This is a genomic window from Amycolatopsis xylanica (assembly GCF_900107045.1).
Taxonomy (GTDB): domain Bacteria; phylum Actinomycetota; class Actinomycetes; order Mycobacteriales; family Pseudonocardiaceae; genus Amycolatopsis; species Amycolatopsis xylanica.
Window position 1 is genome coordinate 670,798 of record NZ_FNON01000001.1, and the last position, 16,972, is coordinate 687,769.

Genomic DNA, 16,972 nt, shown 5'->3' on the forward strand with positions numbered 1-16,972 from the left:
CCGAAAAAATTGAAAAGGAAGGCGTGGGGCCTCGATCACGGGTGAAACTGGGCCCGTGATCGAGTTCCAGGCCGTGGTGTCGGCTTACCATTCCACGCCGTTCCGGCACTGGCCGGTCGCCGACCAGCCGCCCGATGACCTGATCGTGTTATCCGGTGACCTCGCGGAACCAGAGGTGGGCAAGGCGATCGCCGCCATCGCCGAGTACAACCAGCGCGAGGCCGGCTCACCGGACGCGTTCAGCCTCCTGCGCGCACTGGCCGGATCGGAGCGCGTCGTGGTGTCCGGCGGCCTGCGCGCCCGCGACACCACGACCGGCGTCACCATCGAACCCGGCTGCTGCTGCGGTCTCGAGGACTGGCGCGACTGGTTCTACCTGGTCCACGGCGCCGAACCTTGGCTCGGCCACGACCCCGAGCCCAAACTCGAATTCGGCCCCGGCGTCGCCCGCCTCTGGCCCGACGCGGACCGCGAGGCCACGGCCCCACCGCTCGAGATCCCGCTCGCGGACCTGCCCGCGCGGCTCGCGGCGATCCAACGTGACCTGCGCGATTTCGTCGGCCTGGTACGAAAATGGGCCGAGCCTTACGGCCCGGCCCTCGCCGCCGACCTGGCCGCCGCACTCGACGACCAGTTCCACGTCAGCGAACCCTTCGCCTAAGAGGCCAGGGGTCGTGAGTGTTTAGACCGGTTAGAACCGGCCGCAGCACTCACGACCCCTTACAAGTCTCAGCTTAGTAAGCACTCAGGGGTCCCCTCACTGCAAGATCGGCCCCAGGCTTGGATCGTGCGTTCGCGCGAGTGGTGACTTTGCTGCGTCTAACGGAGCAGAGTCACCACTCGCGCAACGCCTTTCGTGCCTGAACGAGGGGTTCGCCTACTGCGTTGGGTGCAGCAGGGGAACCCCTCGTTCACGGCGTGGCCACGGATATCGGGGTCGTGAGTGTTCCGGCCGGTTAGAACCGGCCGCAGCACTCACGACCCCTCAAGCGTCTCAGGCGAGCTTTTGCATGGCCGAGTTCAGCTTCTCGAGCGAGCTGGGGATGCCCAGCAGCGTCGGCGCCCGCAGCTGCGTGATCGCCTCCATGTCGATGACCAGGTAGTTGCCCTGCTTGATCGCGGGCAGGTCCTTGACGAGCTGGTTGTCCTCGACCGCCTTGCGCAGGTCCGGGCCGGTGTAGGCGATGACGACCAGGTCGGCGCCGAGCTTGTCGTACTGCTCGGGGCTGAGCGAGCCGGTCGGGCTGCCCGCGGTCTCCTTGGTCGCGGTCAGCGCGGACGGGCTCAGCCGCATGCCCAGCTCCTCGACGAACTTCACCGCGAAGTCGTCCTTCGACGCGAGCGTGAAGATCTTGCCGGGGGTGTTGCCGACGGAGACGGTGAACGTCTTGCCCGCCGCCTTCGCGTTGTCGGTCTTGACCTTCGTGATCTGCGCGGTGGTGTCGGCGATCAGTTTGTCGGCGTCGGAAGCCTTGCCAAGCGCTTTGCCGGCGACCTGGACGTGCTGCTGCCAGCTCTGGCCGCCCCACTCCTTCTCGTAGCCGATGGTCGGCGCGATCTTGTTGAGGTTCTCGTAAACCTTGTCAAGGCCGAACGCCGCCGTCGCCAGGATCAGGTCGGGGTTGAGCTTGCCGACCTGCTCCGGGTCGAGGCCCGCGCCGGTGTTCACGATCTTGGTCTTCGCCGGGTCGAGCTTGCCCTTGAGCCAGGTAGCGACGCCGTCTGGCTGGGTCTGACCCTCGGAGAAGAACCCGACCGGGGTGACCCCGAGCGCGAGCGCCGCGTCCAGATCGTCGGTGTAGGTGCCGACCACGACGACGCGTTCGGGCGCCTTCGCGACCGTCGTGCTGCCGAACTTGTGCGTGATCGTCACCGGGAACGCACCCGGCTGGGCCGACGACGACCCGGCTGCGGGCGTCGTCGGCTTGTCTTCGACGTTGCCACACGCGACGAGGGAAAGTGCGAGCACACCGGCGGTGAGCCCGGCCAGAAGGCGGCGGGACATAGGGGACCTTTCGGGGGTTTTCTTACTGGTGGGACTTGAGGTACCCGCCCATGGCGGGGAAGAACGCGGTCGCGTCGTGTTCGATGCCGTCGTCGGTGCGGACCCGCTCGATCAGCAGGCCGCGCTTGTCGCCCCGGCGCGCGTCGGTGCCTGCGACGATGACGATGCCCTTGCCCTCACGGATGAAGATCCGGCCGGGCGTGCCGCCGTAGCGGCCTTCGGACACCGAGGCGGCGGTGATCCGCACCCGCTGTCCTTTGTGGAACGTGTAGGCGTTCGGGTACGGGTCGGACTGCGCGCGGACGAGGCGTTCGATGTCCTCGGCCGGCCAGGTCCAGTCGATGCGGCTGTCCTCGAGTGAGCGCTTGTGGAAGAAGCTCGCCTTGCTGCGGTCCTGTTTGGTCAGCACCGCGTTGCCGGAGGCGAGCAGGTCGAGCGACTCGGCGACGATCGGGCCGATCAGGTCGACCGTCTTGTGGAACAGGTCGGTCGTGGTGTCGCGCGGGCCGACCGCGACCGAGCGCTGCAGCACGATGTCGCCCGCGTCGAGTTCGTCGTCCATCATGTGGGCGGTCACGCCGACCTCGGGCTCGCCGTTGATCAGCGCCCAGATCAGCGGGGAGAAGCCCGCGTACGCCGGAAGCAGCGAGTCGTGCACGTTGAGCGTGCCGAGGCGGGGGAGGGTGAAGATCTCCGGCGGCAGCCAGGTCCGCCAATTGTTCGCCACGATCAGGTCGAGGTCGGCGGCGCGGAGTTCGTCGAGCAGATCGTCGGGCCGGGTGCGGAGCAGCACCGGGATGCCGTTTGCGGCGGCCAGTTCGGCGACGGAGTCGGACCAGATCTTCTCGTAGGCGTGGTCGCTGGCCGGGTGGGTCACGACCAGCGCGACCTCGTGCTCCGACTCGATGAGCGCCTGCAGGGTGCGGTGGCCCCAGGTCTGGTAACCGAACAGCGCGACCCGCATGGGTCTCCTCCTTGGACGTCTGGGCTCGGCAAACCCCGCAAGTGAAGCAAGCCTAACCTAACAGCGCAAGGCCTCCTCGCGGGATGAACATCACCCTCGAATGCACTAGCTGAGGCTAGCCTAACTTAGGTTAGGGTTTCCTCTGTCAAACGTCTCTGCGAGGGGAATCAAATGCCACGAGCTCTGCCCGGTGACCACGTTCCTGTGTACGACGTCGTCGGTGTCGGCTTCGGTCCCTCCAACCTCGCGCTGGCGATCGCGCTGACCGAGCACAACGCCACCGCGGCGGCGCCGGTGACGGCGCACTTCCTGGAGAAGCAGGCGCGGTTCGGCTGGCACCGGGGGATGCTGATCGACACCGCGACCATGCAGGTGTCGTTCATGAAGGACCTGGTCACCATGCGCAACCCGACCAGTTCGTTCTCCTTCCTCGCCTACCTGCACGACAAGGGCAGGCTGGTCGACTTCATCAACCACAAGAACCTGTTCCCGCTGCGGGTCGAGTTCCACGACTACTTCGAGTGGGCCGCCGCCAAGGTCGACGACCTGGTCGCCTACTCGTCCGAGGTGACCGAGGTGCGCCCGGTCGTGGCCGGCGGCGTCATCGAGTACTTCGACGTCCGCGCGGTCGTCGCGGGTGAGGTGAGCGAGTTCCGCGCGCGCAACCTGGTGCTGGGCACCGGTTTGCGCCCGAACCTGCCCGAGGGCGTCACGCGGACCGACCGCGTCTGGCACAACCACGAGCTGCTGCACCGCGTCGGCGAGCTGAAGTCCGCGTCCCGCTTCGTCGTGGTCGGCGCAGGCCAGAGCGCCGCCGAGGTCACCGCGCTGCTGCACGACCGGTTCCCCGACGCCGAGATCTGCGGCGTCTTCTCCCGCTACGGCTACAGCCCGGCCGACGACAGCTCCTTCGCGAACCGCATCTTCGACCCCGACGCCGTCGGGCATTTCTACGACGCGCCGGAGGAGGTCAAGGAGCGGCTGATGCGCTATCACGGCAGCACCAACTACTCCGCGGTCGACATCGAGCTGATCGACGACCTCTACAAGCGCGTCTACCGCGAGAAGGTGCTCGGCGTCGAGCGGCTGCGGCTGTTCAACGTCTCCCGCCCGATCGCGGTGACGGAAAACGAAGCGGGCGTCCAGGTCACCGTTGAGTCCTTAGTGGACCGCTCGCGGACCGTGCTCGACGCGGACCACGTCATCTACTCGACGGGATACCAGCCCGCCGACGCGTCGCCGCTGTTCGGCTCGCTGGAGTCGTTCTGCAAGCGCGACGACTCCGGCCGCCTGGTCGTCGAGCGCGACTACCGGGTGCGGGCCTCGGCTTCGCTGCGTGGTGGCATCTACCTGCAGGGCGGCACCGAGCACACGCACGGCATCACGTCTTCGCTGCTGTCGAACACGGCCGTGCGCGTCGGCGAGATCCTCGGCTCGATCCTCGACCGCCGTGAGGTCCAGGCCGAAGAGCCCGTCTACGCCATCAGCGGGCGCTGACCTTCTCGGGCGCTGGCTCGCCGAAGCGGGCCAGCGCCAGCGCCGCCGCGACGGCGAGCACGAACCCGGCGATCGCCACCGGCGCGAGCCCCGCGCGGGTCCGGTCTCCCAGCACGATCACCCCGATCAGGCTCGGCAGCACGGTTTCGCCGATGACCATCATCGCGGTCGCCGTGGTCACCCCGCCACGCTGCAAAGCGCTGGCGTAGAACAACATCGCGAGCCCGCCCGCCACCGCGACCGTGTACACGGCCGGGTCGGTCAGCAGGTCCAGCGGCGCCACGCTCGGGATGATCCGCCCGGCGACGGCCACCATCCCGAAGCACAGCCCGGCGATCAGCCCCAGCGCGGGCGTCCTGACGCTTTCCTTGGCCCGCCCCAGCAGCATCCCCGCGAGGCCGAGCAGCACGACCGTCCCGCCGAGACCCAGATGGAACGCGGTCCCGACGGTCGCGGTGCCCTCACTCTCGGCCGACGCCCCGAGCAACGCGAGCCCGAGACAGACCACGACGATCGCCGTCCATTCGCGCCTGCCGAGCCGCACCCCGAGCTTGATCGCCGCCACCGCGGTCACCGCCAGGCTCGCCGCGAGCGCGGACTGCACCACGAACAACGGCAACGTCTGCAACGCCGCCAGCTGCGCCACGAACCCGAGCACGTCGAGCCCCAGCCCGGCCAGGAACTTCCACTGCTTGAGCACCCGCATCAGCAGCCGGGGGTCGACCCGGTCGCCGTCGCCCTCGGTCGCCTGGGCGGCGACGGCCTGCATCACCGACGCGATCCCGTACGCGCAGGCGGCCAGCAACGCGCAGAGCAGTCCCCACCACATGCGATCACCCTATGCCCGGGGACCGCTAGTCGGCCGCCTGCCTGGTGCCGACCGCCGGTGGCCTGGGCGTTTTGGGCAGCATTCGCTCGCCGTCCTTGGCCGCACCCCAGTCCTTGAAGACATCCCAGATCAGGCCGCGGACCTGGGCAGCGGGCATCGTCTGCAGCAGCGCGTCGACGCTCTCGCCGCCGGACCCGCTGATGACCTGCTGATCGGGGACCTGGGCCTTGGCCAGTTGAGCCAGCACCCGCTCGAAGCCGACGAACTCGGAACCGAGCAGTTCGACGAGCACCTTGATCTTGACGTGTTCGAGTTTCTTGTTCTCCTCGGCCACCTTGACGCGCATCAGCTCGATCTCGGTCTGCACCTTCTCGTTCCGCAGTTCGGCCTCGAGCTCGGCGAGCCTGGCACGAGCCAGTTTCGCCTTCTCCTCCATGAGCGCGATCTCGCGGCGGCGGGCGTTGAGCTCGGGATGGTCGCACTCGAACTCCTCGAGGTTCGTGTTGACCGCGATCACCCCGGTGTGCGCGAGCGCCTGCCGGACCTCACCCGCGAGCTCGGTGCAGACGTCGTCGTACTTGGTGATGAACTCCTGGATCCGGTAACCGCCCGAGACCCGCCTGAAGTAGCCGTCGACCGTGGACGCCAGCTGCTTGACGACGAACTGCTTGACCGGGTCCCGGCCGTCTGGCTCGGTCCCCGCCACCCCGAACCGGCAGACCAGCAGTGGAGCCGCCTGCCGCGGGATCCGCACGGTCTGTTTCATCTCCAGCCGGACCGTGTGGCCCTGGACGTCGAGCACGATCTGCCCCAGCGCCGCGTCGAGGTTGCCGCCCGGCTTCTTGTCCTTCGACCATTCCAGGATCAGTTCCCTGGTCGGGATCTGGACCACGTGGGCGAACCACGGGTTGATGGCGTACTGGCCACCTTCGCGGAGCGTCTCCTCCTGGACGCCCTTGAGCCCGCCGTTGTCCAGGAACACCCAGGGCAGCTGGAAACTCTCGTGGCCTGGCACGACGGGGCCGACCGAGAACTCCTCCTCGTCTGGCTCGGTGCCCGCCCTGGTCACCACGACGCCGGTCGCGCCGACCGGGATCTCCACCTCACGCAGCGCGGCCTCGGGCACCTTCTCGCGCTCCGCGGCCTCCGGGGTGTCGACGGTGATGATCTCGAACATCTCGGTGTTGATGGCGTAGCGGCCGCTGGTGAGCACCTGCAGCTGCCGTCCTTGCTGGCCGCCCGCCCTGAGGAACTTCTCGCCGTCACGGAAATGGTCGCAGTCGATGTGGTCGGCCAGGGGCCGTCCCGGCGGGCGGATCTTGCCGACCTTGGCCACCACCAAGCCGATCGTCCCGTTGGGGACGCCGACCTGCGGGACGCACGCGACCTCGTAGACGAACGGCGGCAGCCAGCCCCTGGTGTTCGGCCTGAGCGTCCGCGCCTGGACACCGGCTCCGCCGCCGATGCTGACCTTCAGCTCGTCGTCACCGGCCGCCCTGGCACCGAATTTCTTGGTGACGATCCCGACCTGGCCCGCCGGAATGACATACCGGCCGGCGTAAAGGACGTAGCCGATGGCCGCGAGGACCAAGACCAGGATCACGTAGCCCATGTCGTCCCTTCCCGTGCCCGCAGCCGGGCGTGCACCGACAGGACCGTGGACTCCCACTCGTGATGCCACTCGGCGAAGGCTTCCCTGGCCGGATTTCGCAGCGTCGGGTAGAAGGGACCGCCCTGCCCGGCGCGGGAACCGAAGGACGGATAGGGGAGCGCGACCTCGTCCGGCTCGGCCCGCCAGCCGAGCCGGACGCAGACCTCGCGGAACTCGCGGCGACCGAACGGCTTGAGGTCGGCCAGCCGCAGTACCTGAGCGTGAAAACCCCAGACGCCGCAGGAATACTCGGCCCATTCCGCGTCCAGCGCGCTGATCAGCTCGAGCGGAACCTGGTCGCCGTCCGGCATGCGGAGCCACCCGGCACGGCCGCGGTCCGCCGAGTCGACCACCGCCAGCGTCGTCAGTGTGTCGGCGAGTTCCAGCTGACGCTCCATGAGCGCGGCTTTGACCTGGGACACCCGCTCCCGCAGCGCGGCGGTGAGTTCGGGCGGCGGGCTCTCCTCGACGGCCGCCGGCGCGGATTCGGTGCGCAGCGTCGCGGCCGGTGTCCGTTTCGGCAGCGGGACAGGGAACGGAAACGACGGCGGTTTCGGCCGAGCGGCGGATGATTCGGTTTGGGGCGCGGGGAATCCCGTCGGCACATAGAGGTAGGCGGTCTGGTGGAAGTCCTTCTCCGGCAGATCCACCAGCACCTTCGCGAACTGCGACGGGCGCAGTCCACCGAGCCCGGACATGACCACCTTCAGATAGACCGGCTCCGAGATGATCTGGGCCAGATGCGCGGTCGGCTGTTCCTTCAGCGCCGCGCGCACCGGAGCCGAGTCCAGCAGCCGCGCCAGCACGATCGGCGCGGGCCCGGCCCTGCCCAGCACGCCGTCGGTCAGCACGTCAGTGTGCATGGCCACGCGCAGCCGTATCCTCATCTTCGGCGAGTGGTCCTCGTTGTGGTCCATCAGGCGAATGTCGAGTTCGTTGACGAACCCGCGCACCATGGCGAGCAGGTCGACGTCGGCGGGCAGCACCGCGAACTCCCCGTCGCCATCGGCCCGGCGCTCCCAGTTCCGTCTGCTGACCCCCGCGCTTTCCGCCGCGTCGTCGAGCATCCGGTCGAGCGCTCGCTGCAGCTCGACCTGCTCACGAGTGCCGCGCCCGCTGAAGCCCTGGATATCGACGCCGATCACGAACCGCTCGACGAGTGACACACGACCTCCAGCACGGCGCCGGCCGCCCGGGCGGGACCGGGCAGTCCGGCTCCACGCTACGTCCGGGCGTCGCCGCGCTATGCGTCAAATGACGCTTTCGCTAGAGGAAGAGCTGGACCACGGCGCCGCCGAGAAACGCCCCGCCGAGCCCGGCGACCACGCTGATCACGGCGTTGGCCACGGCGTAGAGCTTCGCCCCGGTCTCGGCCAGCCGCAGTGTCTCGTACGAGAAGGTCGAGTACGTGCTCAGCGTCGCGCAAAACCCGGTGCCCAGGAACAGCTGCACCCACTGCGGAACGACGGCGGAGCTGGCCGCGCCCGCGAGCCCGCCGAGCACGGAACAGGCGATCATGTTGACGGTGAAGGTGCCCCACGGGAACGCCCCGCCATGCCGCGCCTGCACAGCCCGGTCGGTCAGATACCGCAGCGGCGCGCCGATCACGGCCCCGGCGATCACGAGCAGCCAGTTCACGCGTGATCCTTCCGGCCCAGCGCGGCACGGGTCAGCGCGGCGGCGGCCCAGACGGCGGCGAGCGCGGTCAGCAGGGTCGCTGTCAGGTACACGAGCGCGGTCAGCGCGTGGCCGTTGCCGATCAGCCGTTGCGCGTCGACCGCGTAGGTCGAGAACGTGGTGTAGCCGCCGATGATCCCGGTCCCGACGAACGGCCGGACCAGCGGATGCACGGTGGCACGCTCGATGATCAGCACCAGCACGACACCCAGCAGCGCGCTTCCGGTGATGTTGATGGCGAACGTCGTCCAGGGAAAGGCGGTCGCCCCGGTCGGCCAGAGCAGGGTCGCGCCGTAGCGCGCGCACGCGCCGATCGCGCCGCCTGCCGCGATCACCGCGAGCGTCGAGGCGGGCACCTTGGTCATCGCTGTCCAGTGTAGACAGCGCGGCGCTGCTGGTAGGGTCCGCCCATGTCGAACACGAGTTCGAGCGTGGAGCGCGCGTGGCCGGAGACGCTGGCCGACGACGAACTGCGCCTGCAATGGGAGTTCCTGCGCTTCTTACGCGCGACAGCCGTTAACAAGGTGGCCGGGCTTTCGCGCTCTCAGGCGATCGCCGCGCCTCTGGCGACTTCGCCGGGCATGAGCGCTCTCGGCGTTATCAAGCACTTGACCGCGGCTGAGCGCTGGTGGTTCTCGATCGAGGGCGGCGGAAGCGACCTGCCGTCCCTGTGGGCGGGCAGCCCCGACCCGAGCTGGAACATCACCGACGACGACACCCCGGCTTCGGTGGTCGCCGCTTATCAAGCCGAATGGGCCCGCTCGGAAGGCGCGCTGGTCGGCATGGCGGCTGCGGAACGCTCACGGCGCAAGGGCGAGTTCACCGTGCGCTGGCTGCTGGCGCACCTGGTCCAGGAGACGGCCAGGCACGTCGGCCATCTCGACTTCCTGCGCGAGATGGCCGACGGCGAAGTCGGCGAATAGCCACTCGTGCCAGGGCTCGTGAGTGTTCCGGCCGGTTAGAGCGAACCGGTATTCGACGACCCGCCCGTGACGTGGCCTTGGCTGGCGTGCACGGGCGGGGCTTGTGTCACGCTCAGCGGAACGAAAGTGACTTATGTGTGGTGGTGTGTGGGAAACGAGGCGTTCAACGCTCCGTTTCCCACACGCCGGGCCCCGGTCTGGGTGACAAGGGCGGCCTTTGTCACCCAGAGCGTTGCAAGGGCGACCCTTGTCACGTGCCCAGGGTCGACGGGCTCGAGCGAGTGGAAGAATTTCTGCATCTAACGGAGCAAACCTTCCACTCGCGCCGAGACTCGCGTGGTAGGTAGCCAGGTACCGGTCCGTTAGAACCGGTCGCAACACTCACGACCCCAGTCCTTGCCCGAGACCGGCTCCCTACTCGGAGGCGAGCAGGTCGCGCAGCTCGACCAGCGCGTTGCCCAGGTTCTCGGCGAACAGCGACATCTTGTCCGCCACCGGAAGCGGCGTGCTGAGGTAGATGTTCAGCCGGTCCTGCAGCAGCACGTAGGCGACGCCGATGCATTTGCTGCTGGTCGAGCCGAAGCCGAAGTACTGGATGTTGTACGACGGCGCCGAGCTGGTGCTCAGGTAGTCGTCGCGCATGACGGTCCAGCCGGGGGAGTCGTACAGCGCCAGCGGTTCCGTGACTTCGCCGCGCCGCTTCTGGATGAGTTGCAGCTCCCACAGGTGCTGCTCGGGCGCGTCGCCGAGCTGGCATTCCTTCGCACGCGCGACGTGTTTCGCCGCCGCCGCACGAAAAGCGGCGCGGCGGGTATCCGCGTCCGCGGCCGGGTCTTCCATCGTGGCGACGAAACGGACGGCTTCGGGGGTGACGCAGCGCATCGCCTCCGTGCGGCCGTTCTGGTACTGGCGGGTGGCGATCGACTCGTAGGTGGCGCCCAGCAGGCCCTTGGTGCGCTTGTGCGCGAGCTGGTATGCCATCTGCACGAAGCCGTCGGGCGACATGCCGAGCTGTTTCGCCGTGGTGGCGCCGAAATCCTGGAAGGACACGATCGACGTCGCGTTGTCGGCCGCGTACTTCGCGAAGGCCGCGGCCGCCGCTTCGGCATCGGCGCGGAGTGAAGGCGTCAGCGTGAAGTCGATCGGCGCGAACGCCGGGACGCCTTGGGATCGGGCGCCCGAGCGAGCCGACTGCTCCGCAGCGGGGGAGCCGAGCAGGGTGTCGGTGAAACCGAGGATCGTGGTGCCGTCGAGGCGGCAGTGCTCGACGTTGATCCCGGCCGTGCCGTCGGCGAAGACGATCAGCGAGACGGCCTTGTCGAACCACCGGTTGCCGCTGTCGCCGTGGAAAAGATGGTCGCACGCCTCCTGCGTGTCCTTGGGCGCGAAATCCTCCAGGCAGAGACAGAACAACGCCGTCTCGACCGCGTCGAGTGCCTCGGCGTTGCCTGCCGCGATCAGCTCCTGCCGCGTCGACGCCCACTCGGCGCGGGCCTTCGTGGTGAAGTGCCCGGCGGAGGTTTCCGGCGCCGAAGCCGACTTCATGATCGCGTCGAGGCCGGCGGCGAGGTCTTCGAGTGAATGCGGCACGCCGTCGGGGCCGATCACGTCCATCCGGATCATGGCGCCGCGGAAGAAGACCACGATGTGCCGCTCGGCCGACGGGCCCGGCCATTCGTCGGTGTAAGGCGTGCGCGCGGTGTCCTGGACCTCGCCGGGGATGCGGGTGGCGGAGAACAGGAACTTGTGCTGCACCATCGAATGTGCCTGCCCGCGCTGCACGATCGGCGGCAGGAGTTCCTCGTCGAGCAGCAGCTTGTAGTTGACCGCCGACGCCACGAGCCCGGCGGCGCGCTCGAGCTGGCTCTCTTCGGATTCCTTGAACAGGAAGAAGAAGTTCGCGTTGAGCGCGATCCGGTCACGGCGGCCGAGGTACCGCGACGGCCAGAACGTGTCCAGCCAGCTGTGCACTCCCTCGCTCTCGTCGTACGCCTTGAGCGTGGCGTGCAGTTCGTGCGCGGGGCTTTCCGGCGCCAGGTAGGCCTTCACCGCGGCTTCGGTCGTCGCCAGCTCCTCGGTGCTCAGCAGCGGGGTGCACCACTCGAGGAACCGGGCGCAGCTCGCCTCCAGCGTCGGCAGCGGCACGCGCGGGAGGAGTTCTTCGTTGCCGAAAGTGCGGCTTGACCATTCCTGGCTGTTGTTCACGGGCATCCTTTATGTGGTGCGTGGACGGGAAAGGTAGAGCTGAGCGTAGAGCCAGCCGTCGTCTTCGAGTCCGCGCGGATCCACTCCGGCCGCGGCGAGCGTGCCGATCACCTGAGACTGTTCTTCCGCCGAGCTGAAACGCCGCTGCTTAAACACGCCTTCGACGGCCACGGTCTCGTAGCCGAGCTCGGCGAGGCCGCGCGCGATCGGTTCGTACGAGAACATCCGCAGCACGAAATGCGCCATCCACGGCCTGCGCTCGCCGTGCGCGGCGGCGACCCGCGAAATGGTCGCCTCGGTGACGTAGCCGATGCACCCGGTCGAGATCACGATGTCCGCGGCGGCGAGCTGGGCACGTTGCCGCTCAGTGGGTTCGTTGTGCTCCAGGTCGGCTTCGAGCGCGTCGTCGATGAACCCGGCCTCGAGCGCGTACGCGAGCGCGGGCCGGGAGCGGTCGAACCCGATGAAGCTGGTCTTCGCCAGGCCGAACCGGCGGCGCACGAGCTCGCGGTCGCGCACCAGCAGCGCGTCACGGGTCAGCGGGCTTTCGCCGTAGAGCTCGTACAACTCGTCCATCGACGCGTCGCATCGGAGCAACGCGGCGTTGACGCCATAGGAACAGCCGATGTCGAGCACGGTCGGCGCTTCGACCCGGTGCGCTTCCCGGTATTCCTCGATGAATTTCGTGAAATGCGGTTTCGCCAGCTGCGGGATGCGGTAGTCCAGTTCCCGCAGCGCGGTGAAGAACGCGCGCGGATCGGGCTCGGTGTAGATATGGTCGAACGAGGTCTTGGCGGCGTTCTCGGCGCGCACGGTCGGTCTCCCTCAATCCAGCAGCTGGTCACCCCGGACGGCGTTCCCCGCCGCGGCCAGATGATCCGGCAGCACCCGGCCGAAGAGCTGCCGTGTCCGTTCGACGCTGCCGATGACCCCCGGACGCTCGCTGTAAGCGAAGATCGCCGAATGGCGTGCTGTCTCGCCGTCCACCGTACTCACCCGGTGCAATGAATAGCGGCCTTTGAACAACTGAAGATCACCGGGTCGCAAGGAAAGTCGCCGGATCAGGTGATCGCCACGCCCGGCAAGCACGGCACGCACGTCATCGAAATTCTCGGCGGCCGCCGACCGGATGTTCGGGCAATACTCGAAAACACCGCCCGACTCGGATTCCTGCGTGAGCATGCTGACGGTGAACTCGTTCGTGTCGAAGTGCCACGGATGTGAAAGCCCAGGTGACACCACATTGAGCACCAGCCCCGACAGCGGATCGGCGAGTTCGTGCACCTGCGGCAGCTCGAAGCAGTCCGCCACGAATCGCTGGAACAGCCCGCTGCCGTAGAGCTGCTGGATGAGGTAGTGCGCGGGAATGCGGTCACGCGCGACGAAGGCGTTGCCGCGTTCCATGGTCGTCCGCCCCGGATGATCTTCGGGCAGCGGCGTGTCGAGGGCGATGTTGTAGGCGTTGACGGTCTCGACGTCGAAGTGGGCCAGCGGCGCGACCTGCACGCATTCGGCACGCAGCGCGCCGATCAGCTCCGCGCGCACGAAGTCCGGCAGCACACTGCACCCGGATTCCCTCAGTTCACGATGAGTCGCCGAGACGGCCTCGCGCCACGCGGCGCCGCCGGGCTCGGACAAGGGATAGCGGCCGGTGTCGATCACCTGTTCAGCAACCAGAGCCTCGGACGTGCTCATGGGTACCCCCGTCCTCGTTTCCCGAGAGGTTACCCAGCGGTAGGGGGTGACTCTGCCGCTGAACGGGTGTCGATCGACGTGGGCTTCACAACTCCGGTTCTAGGTTCGGGCCATGATCATCGAACGCCTCGAGGTGACCCCGCCGCTCGCCGACCAGGACGAATCGGCCTGGCCGCTCTCGGTCCCGGCGATCCGCCACGTGGCCGAGCACGGCCTGACCTTCACCAGCGACCTCGTCGTGCTCGTCGGCGGCAACGGCAGCGGCAAGTCGACACTCCTGGAGGGCATCGCCGAGGCGTACGGGCTGGACGTGCGCGGCGGCCACGGCGGCAGGCAGTACTCCAGCCCGCTGAGCAAGAGCCCGCTCGGCGAGTCATTGCGGCTGCGTCGCGGCGCGGGCGGCTTCACCGGGCGGAAGGCCACCGGGTTCTTCCTGCGCGCCGAGACGGCGCACGGGATGTTGTCCTACATGACCGAGTTCGGCGTGTCGGGTTACGGCGACCGCCGGACCGAGGAGGTCAGCCATGGTGAGTCTTATCTGGGGGCGATCACCGGGCGGTTCAACGGCCCCGGCCTGTTCCTGCTCGACGAAGCCGAGGGGCCGCTGTCGTTCCACTCGACCCTCGCGCTGCTGAACTGCTTGCGGGAACTCGTGACCACGCAGACCGCTCAGGTCATCTATTCGACTCACTCGCCGCTGGTCGCTGCCTTGCCGGGGGCGCAGATCCTCGAGCTGACCGAGTACGGGATCGAGGAGCAAGAGTGGGAGGACCTGGACACCGTCCGGCTGTGGCAGACGTTCCTGCGCAACCCGAGCCGCATGTTCTAGCCGGCGGGCTCGGTGCCCGCGGACTCTCGCTGGTCGGCGGAGGTCGTGAGCGTTGCGGGCGGTTCTAACCGCCCGCAACGCTCACGACCCCCTTCAAGCAGGCCCTCGCGCGAGCCCGACGTAATGAGCGGGGCGTTTGCGTCGCTCAGCGTTGTGAACGCCCCGTTCACAACGTTCAGCCGACCCCTGCGGCACCCGCCGCAGGCCGCACAGCCCTAGCGGTCAGCCGTTGTCGGCGGGCTCGGCGCCCGCCCGCTGCGCCGCGAAGACGTCAGGCAGCGGCACGGCGAGCTGGATCGGGATCGACCAGGGCGCCGGCGGCGGGGGCGGGGTTTCGTCTTCGGGCATCGGGGGCCTCACGAAGTCGGGGACATGGTCTGCGGTGGTTCGGCGAGCCTGGCCTGCTGGTCCTCGTCGGTGACGGCGACGCGCGCGCTGGCTCTTCGCCGGTCCAGTGCCCTTCTGAGCTTCGAGAGGACCGCCACGTCCGTGGTGTCCAGGATCCGCGAATACGGGATCTCGTCCGGATGCAGCTCGCGCAGGAGCACCGCGGGCGGGGACTCGAAGTCGAGCGCCAGCACCTTGAAGCGTGTCTTGGCGCTGAAGACGATCTCTTCGGACAACCCGGCCACGCCGAGCTCGTCGGTGCGGCGCCCGTTGCGGGACCAGATGAGCAGGTCGACGTCGGAGCCGGGGACCGCGATGCCGGTGGTGGCCGACGTCGTCAGGAACCCGGGCTCGGTGAGCACCTCGCCCTCGCCGAAGGCCAGATTCTCCTTGCCGGACAAGCGGATCGGGCGGTAGACGACGCCGCGGTGCACCGGCAGCCTGCGCAGCCCCGAGTTCAGGCAGGCCAGGTAGGCGGTCGGCACGGGCGTGCCCGCGGCGAGCTTGGCGTTGATCGCGACCGCGCCGAGCGGGCCGCCGCCGAGGTAGCAGCGGACGGCCGCGAGGTCGGCGCGCTCGGCGGCCGGGACCGCCGGGTCGGGCTCGAAGGAGGCCAGCCGCTGGAACTCGGTCTGCTCGATCTTCGTGCTGCGGTGGCGCGCGTGGGGCATGGTGACCGGCTCGACCGCCACCGGCGCGGCGGTGCCGTCCTGCGAACCGGCGGGCACCTGCGAGAACTCGAGTGCCCGCGCGTGGCCGCCCGCCGCTTCGGCGAGCATCTCCCGATCGGACTCGGTGACCCGCGCCAGCACGAGAATGCGCAAGCGGGCCAAGGCGTCCGGCGGCAACCCGGCCAGCAGCGCCGAGAGGATCTCGGGCGTCCAGCCCGGCAGGCCCGCGCCGGGCAGGCCGACCGTCACGATGAACCGGTGCGGCTCGGCGGCCAGGAGTGACGCCGCGTGCCTGCCGGTCGCGATGGCCGACGGGATCACGGCCAGCCCGGCCGGGATCACCTCGACGACCGGGTCACCCGGCGTCAGCTCGGCGGCCCTCGGGAGCCGGAAGACGCGGTCTTTCGCGACCACCCAGCCCGCGGGCGGCGGTGTGTAGGCGAGCACGCGGATGCGGCCGTCCGGCTGGTGGATCCGGACCGTCGCGGCGTGCCGGAGCAGCTGGCCGCCCTCGATGTTGTGCGCGATGACCTGCACGGAGCCGTCGAGCGCGTAGAGCGGCATGCCGGTGGCCGCGCGGACGTCCTGGCCGAGCCTGGCTGCCAGCTCGGCGAGCCAGTCGGTGGTCGCCACGCGCGGGGTGTGGGGGACGAGTTCGAACGAGGTGCGCAGGCGCGTGAGAAGCGCGGCGGCCTGCGCGGGGGAGTAGCCGGCCTCGCCGGGCCTGCCGAGCACGAGCCGGGGCCGCGCCGGATCGACGGCGACCGCGTACGCCGGGTCGACCGGGGACGTCGGCGAAGCGCCGTCGGGCCGGACGAGGAGCCCGGCCGGGATCGGCTCGACCGTCAGGCCCGCGACCGTGACCGGGTCCTGCGGCAGCAGCGCCTCCCACTCGGGCTGCGGGAACCGGGTGCCCCACGGACGGCTCGTGTCCGACGGGCGGAAACATCGCCATACCCCGCCACCGACGAACAGGAGGCCGCCGGGCGCGAGCGACAACGCGCCGTCCGGGGCGAGCACTTCCACGCCGAGGCTCTCGGCGAGCCGCTGCGGGAACGGGCTGCCGGTCTTGATAGGCCTTCCGAGTCCTGAGAGCGCGAGCCACACCCGCTTCACCGAAAGGTCTCGCTTGGCGGCCTGCGCCACGACCTGAGGCAGGTCCCGGTTCATCAAGGCGCCGACGGTGGCGGTCACGACGGCTTCACCCGGCACCGAGGGGACGGCCGTGAACAGGGCATGCTCCCGGGCGTCCCGATCACCGGGTACCCTGATGATGCTGTTCGCGCCGCACGGCTCGATGAACAGGGCCGAAGACATCAGCTCACTCTCGTTCACTCTTTAGTGGACACCGTAGCGGTCGGCGCGTTCGTCCAGTCGGCCTAGTCCTCTGAGTACAGGACTCGTGAGCGTTGCGGGCGGTTATCGGGTGGAAATCCCAAGGTAATGGCGTCGGTGCCTGGTGAGAACCTTGAGTCGCGCAAACGCCACTTTCGCAAGTTGATCTTCGCGAAACCCGGGTTTGGGCCACCCAATGGCCCGAACTCGGGTTTCGCACGGCCATCCCTCACCTGGCTTGACTGTCCAGGTCACGCGCTCACCGCCCGGCCCAGGGTTCTCACCGGCTACGCCACTCACGAGC

General features: G+C 68.8%; 16 protein-coding genes. 4 read left to right on the forward strand and 12 right to left on the reverse strand.

The window, feature by feature from the left end:
* Nucleotides 1–55: 55 nt before the first annotated feature.
* Nucleotides 56–661, forward strand: coding sequence for a hypothetical protein (locus BLV57_RS02825; RefSeq protein WP_091286176.1), 606 nt, complete (start codon nt 56–58; stop codon nt 659–661).
* Between the two features lie 333 nt (nt 662–994).
* On the opposite strand, the gene BLV57_RS02830 is transcribed toward BLV57_RS02825, so the two are convergent.
* Nucleotides 995–2,005, reverse strand: coding sequence for an iron-siderophore ABC transporter substrate-binding protein (locus BLV57_RS02830; RefSeq protein WP_245757123.1), 1,011 nt, complete (start codon nt 2,003–2,005; stop codon nt 995–997).
* 22 nt (nt 2,006–2,027) lie between these two features.
* Nucleotides 2,028–2,969: a methionyl-tRNA formyltransferase gene (locus BLV57_RS02835; protein WP_091286178.1), complete on the reverse strand. Its 942-nt coding sequence runs from the start codon at nt 2,967–2,969 to the stop codon at nt 2,028–2,030.
* A gap of 171 nt (nt 2,970–3,140) precedes the next feature.
* On the opposite strand from BLV57_RS02835, the gene BLV57_RS02840 reads away from it, so the two are divergent.
* The gene (locus BLV57_RS02840) at nt 3,141–4,466 is read left to right on the forward strand and encodes a lysine N(6)-hydroxylase/L-ornithine N(5)-oxygenase family protein (RefSeq protein ID WP_091286181.1); all 1,326 of its coding nucleotides are present in this window, start codon (nt 3,141–3,143) and stop codon (nt 4,464–4,466) included.
* Here the strand turns inward: BLV57_RS02840 and BLV57_RS02845 are convergent.
* From BLV57_RS02845 to BLV57_RS02865, 5 genes are all read right to left on the reverse strand, one after another.
* Nucleotides 4,453–5,295 (reverse strand): DMT family protein, encoded by an 843-nt coding sequence (locus tag BLV57_RS02845; protein ID WP_091286184.1) that lies wholly within the window; start codon nt 5,293–5,295, stop codon nt 4,453–4,455. The genes BLV57_RS02840 and BLV57_RS02845 overlap by 14 nt on opposite strands.
* A 25-nt stretch (nt 5,296–5,320) precedes the next feature.
* Nucleotides 5,321–6,907, reverse strand: a complete 1,587-nt coding sequence (locus BLV57_RS02850; protein WP_091286186.1) for an SPFH domain-containing protein — start codon at nt 6,905–6,907, stop codon at nt 5,321–5,323.
* On the reverse strand, nt 6,895–8,112 hold the full coding sequence (locus tag BLV57_RS02855) for a GUN4 domain-containing protein (RefSeq protein ID WP_091286189.1): 1,218 nt from the start codon (nt 8,110–8,112) through the stop codon (nt 6,895–6,897). Before BLV57_RS02855 ends, BLV57_RS02850 begins: the two co-directional genes overlap by 13 nt.
* 100 nt (nt 8,113–8,212) lie before the next feature.
* Entirely contained in the window at nt 8,213–8,584 is a 372-nt protein-coding gene (gene crcB / locus BLV57_RS02860) for a fluoride efflux transporter CrcB (protein WP_091286191.1), read from the reverse strand.
* A complete protein-coding gene (locus tag BLV57_RS02865) occupies nt 8,581–8,988 on the reverse strand; it encodes a fluoride efflux transporter FluC (RefSeq protein WP_091286193.1) in 408 nt (135 codons plus the stop codon). Before BLV57_RS02865 ends, crcB begins: the two co-directional genes overlap by 4 nt.
* A 45-nt stretch (nt 8,989–9,033) precedes the next feature.
* Here BLV57_RS02865 and BLV57_RS02870 point away from each other — a divergent pair, with 45 nt between their 5' ends.
* Nucleotides 9,034–9,546, forward strand: a complete 513-nt coding sequence (locus BLV57_RS02870) for a mycothiol transferase (RefSeq protein ID WP_091286196.1) — start codon at nt 9,034–9,036, stop codon at nt 9,544–9,546.
* A gap of 414 nt (nt 9,547–9,960) precedes the next feature.
* On the opposite strand, the gene BLV57_RS02875 is transcribed toward BLV57_RS02870, so the two are convergent.
* Genes BLV57_RS02875 through BLV57_RS02885 form a run of 3 tightly spaced genes read right to left on the reverse strand, consistent with a single transcriptional unit; the run spans nt 9,961 to nt 13,446 of the window.
* Nucleotides 9,961–11,751, reverse strand: a complete 1,791-nt coding sequence (locus tag BLV57_RS02875; protein WP_425425937.1) for a choline/carnitine O-acyltransferase — start codon at nt 11,749–11,751, stop codon at nt 9,961–9,963.
* A gap of 9 nt (nt 11,752–11,760) precedes the next feature.
* Complete coding sequence (locus tag BLV57_RS02880) at nt 11,761–12,564, reverse strand: methyltransferase type 12 (RefSeq protein WP_091286201.1); 804 nt, start codon at nt 12,562–12,564, stop codon at nt 11,761–11,763.
* 12 nt (nt 12,565–12,576) lie between these two features.
* Nucleotides 12,577–13,446 (reverse strand): HalD/BesD family halogenase, encoded by an 870-nt coding sequence (locus BLV57_RS02885; protein ID WP_091286203.1) that lies wholly within the window; start codon nt 13,444–13,446, stop codon nt 12,577–12,579.
* Nucleotides 13,447–13,558: 112 nt separating this feature from the next.
* Between BLV57_RS02885 and BLV57_RS02890 the strand changes: the two genes are divergently transcribed.
* Nucleotides 13,559–14,275: an AAA family ATPase gene (locus tag BLV57_RS02890; RefSeq protein ID WP_091286206.1), complete on the forward strand. Its 717-nt coding sequence runs from the start codon at nt 13,559–13,561 to the stop codon at nt 14,273–14,275.
* 222 nt (nt 14,276–14,497) lie between these two features.
* Here BLV57_RS02890 and BLV57_RS44210 read toward each other — a convergent pair whose 3' ends face one another.
* Nucleotides 14,498–14,623, reverse strand: a complete 126-nt coding sequence (locus BLV57_RS44210) for a hypothetical protein (protein WP_281244379.1) — start codon at nt 14,621–14,623, stop codon at nt 14,498–14,500.
* 8 nt (nt 14,624–14,631) lie between these two features.
* Nucleotides 14,632–16,650 carry a hypothetical protein gene (locus BLV57_RS02895; RefSeq protein ID WP_143046962.1) on the reverse strand — a complete coding sequence of 673 codons (2,019 nt, stop codon included), beginning with the start codon at nt 16,648–16,650 and terminating at the stop codon, nt 14,632–14,634.
* Between the last annotated feature and the right edge of the window lie 322 nt (nt 16,651–16,972).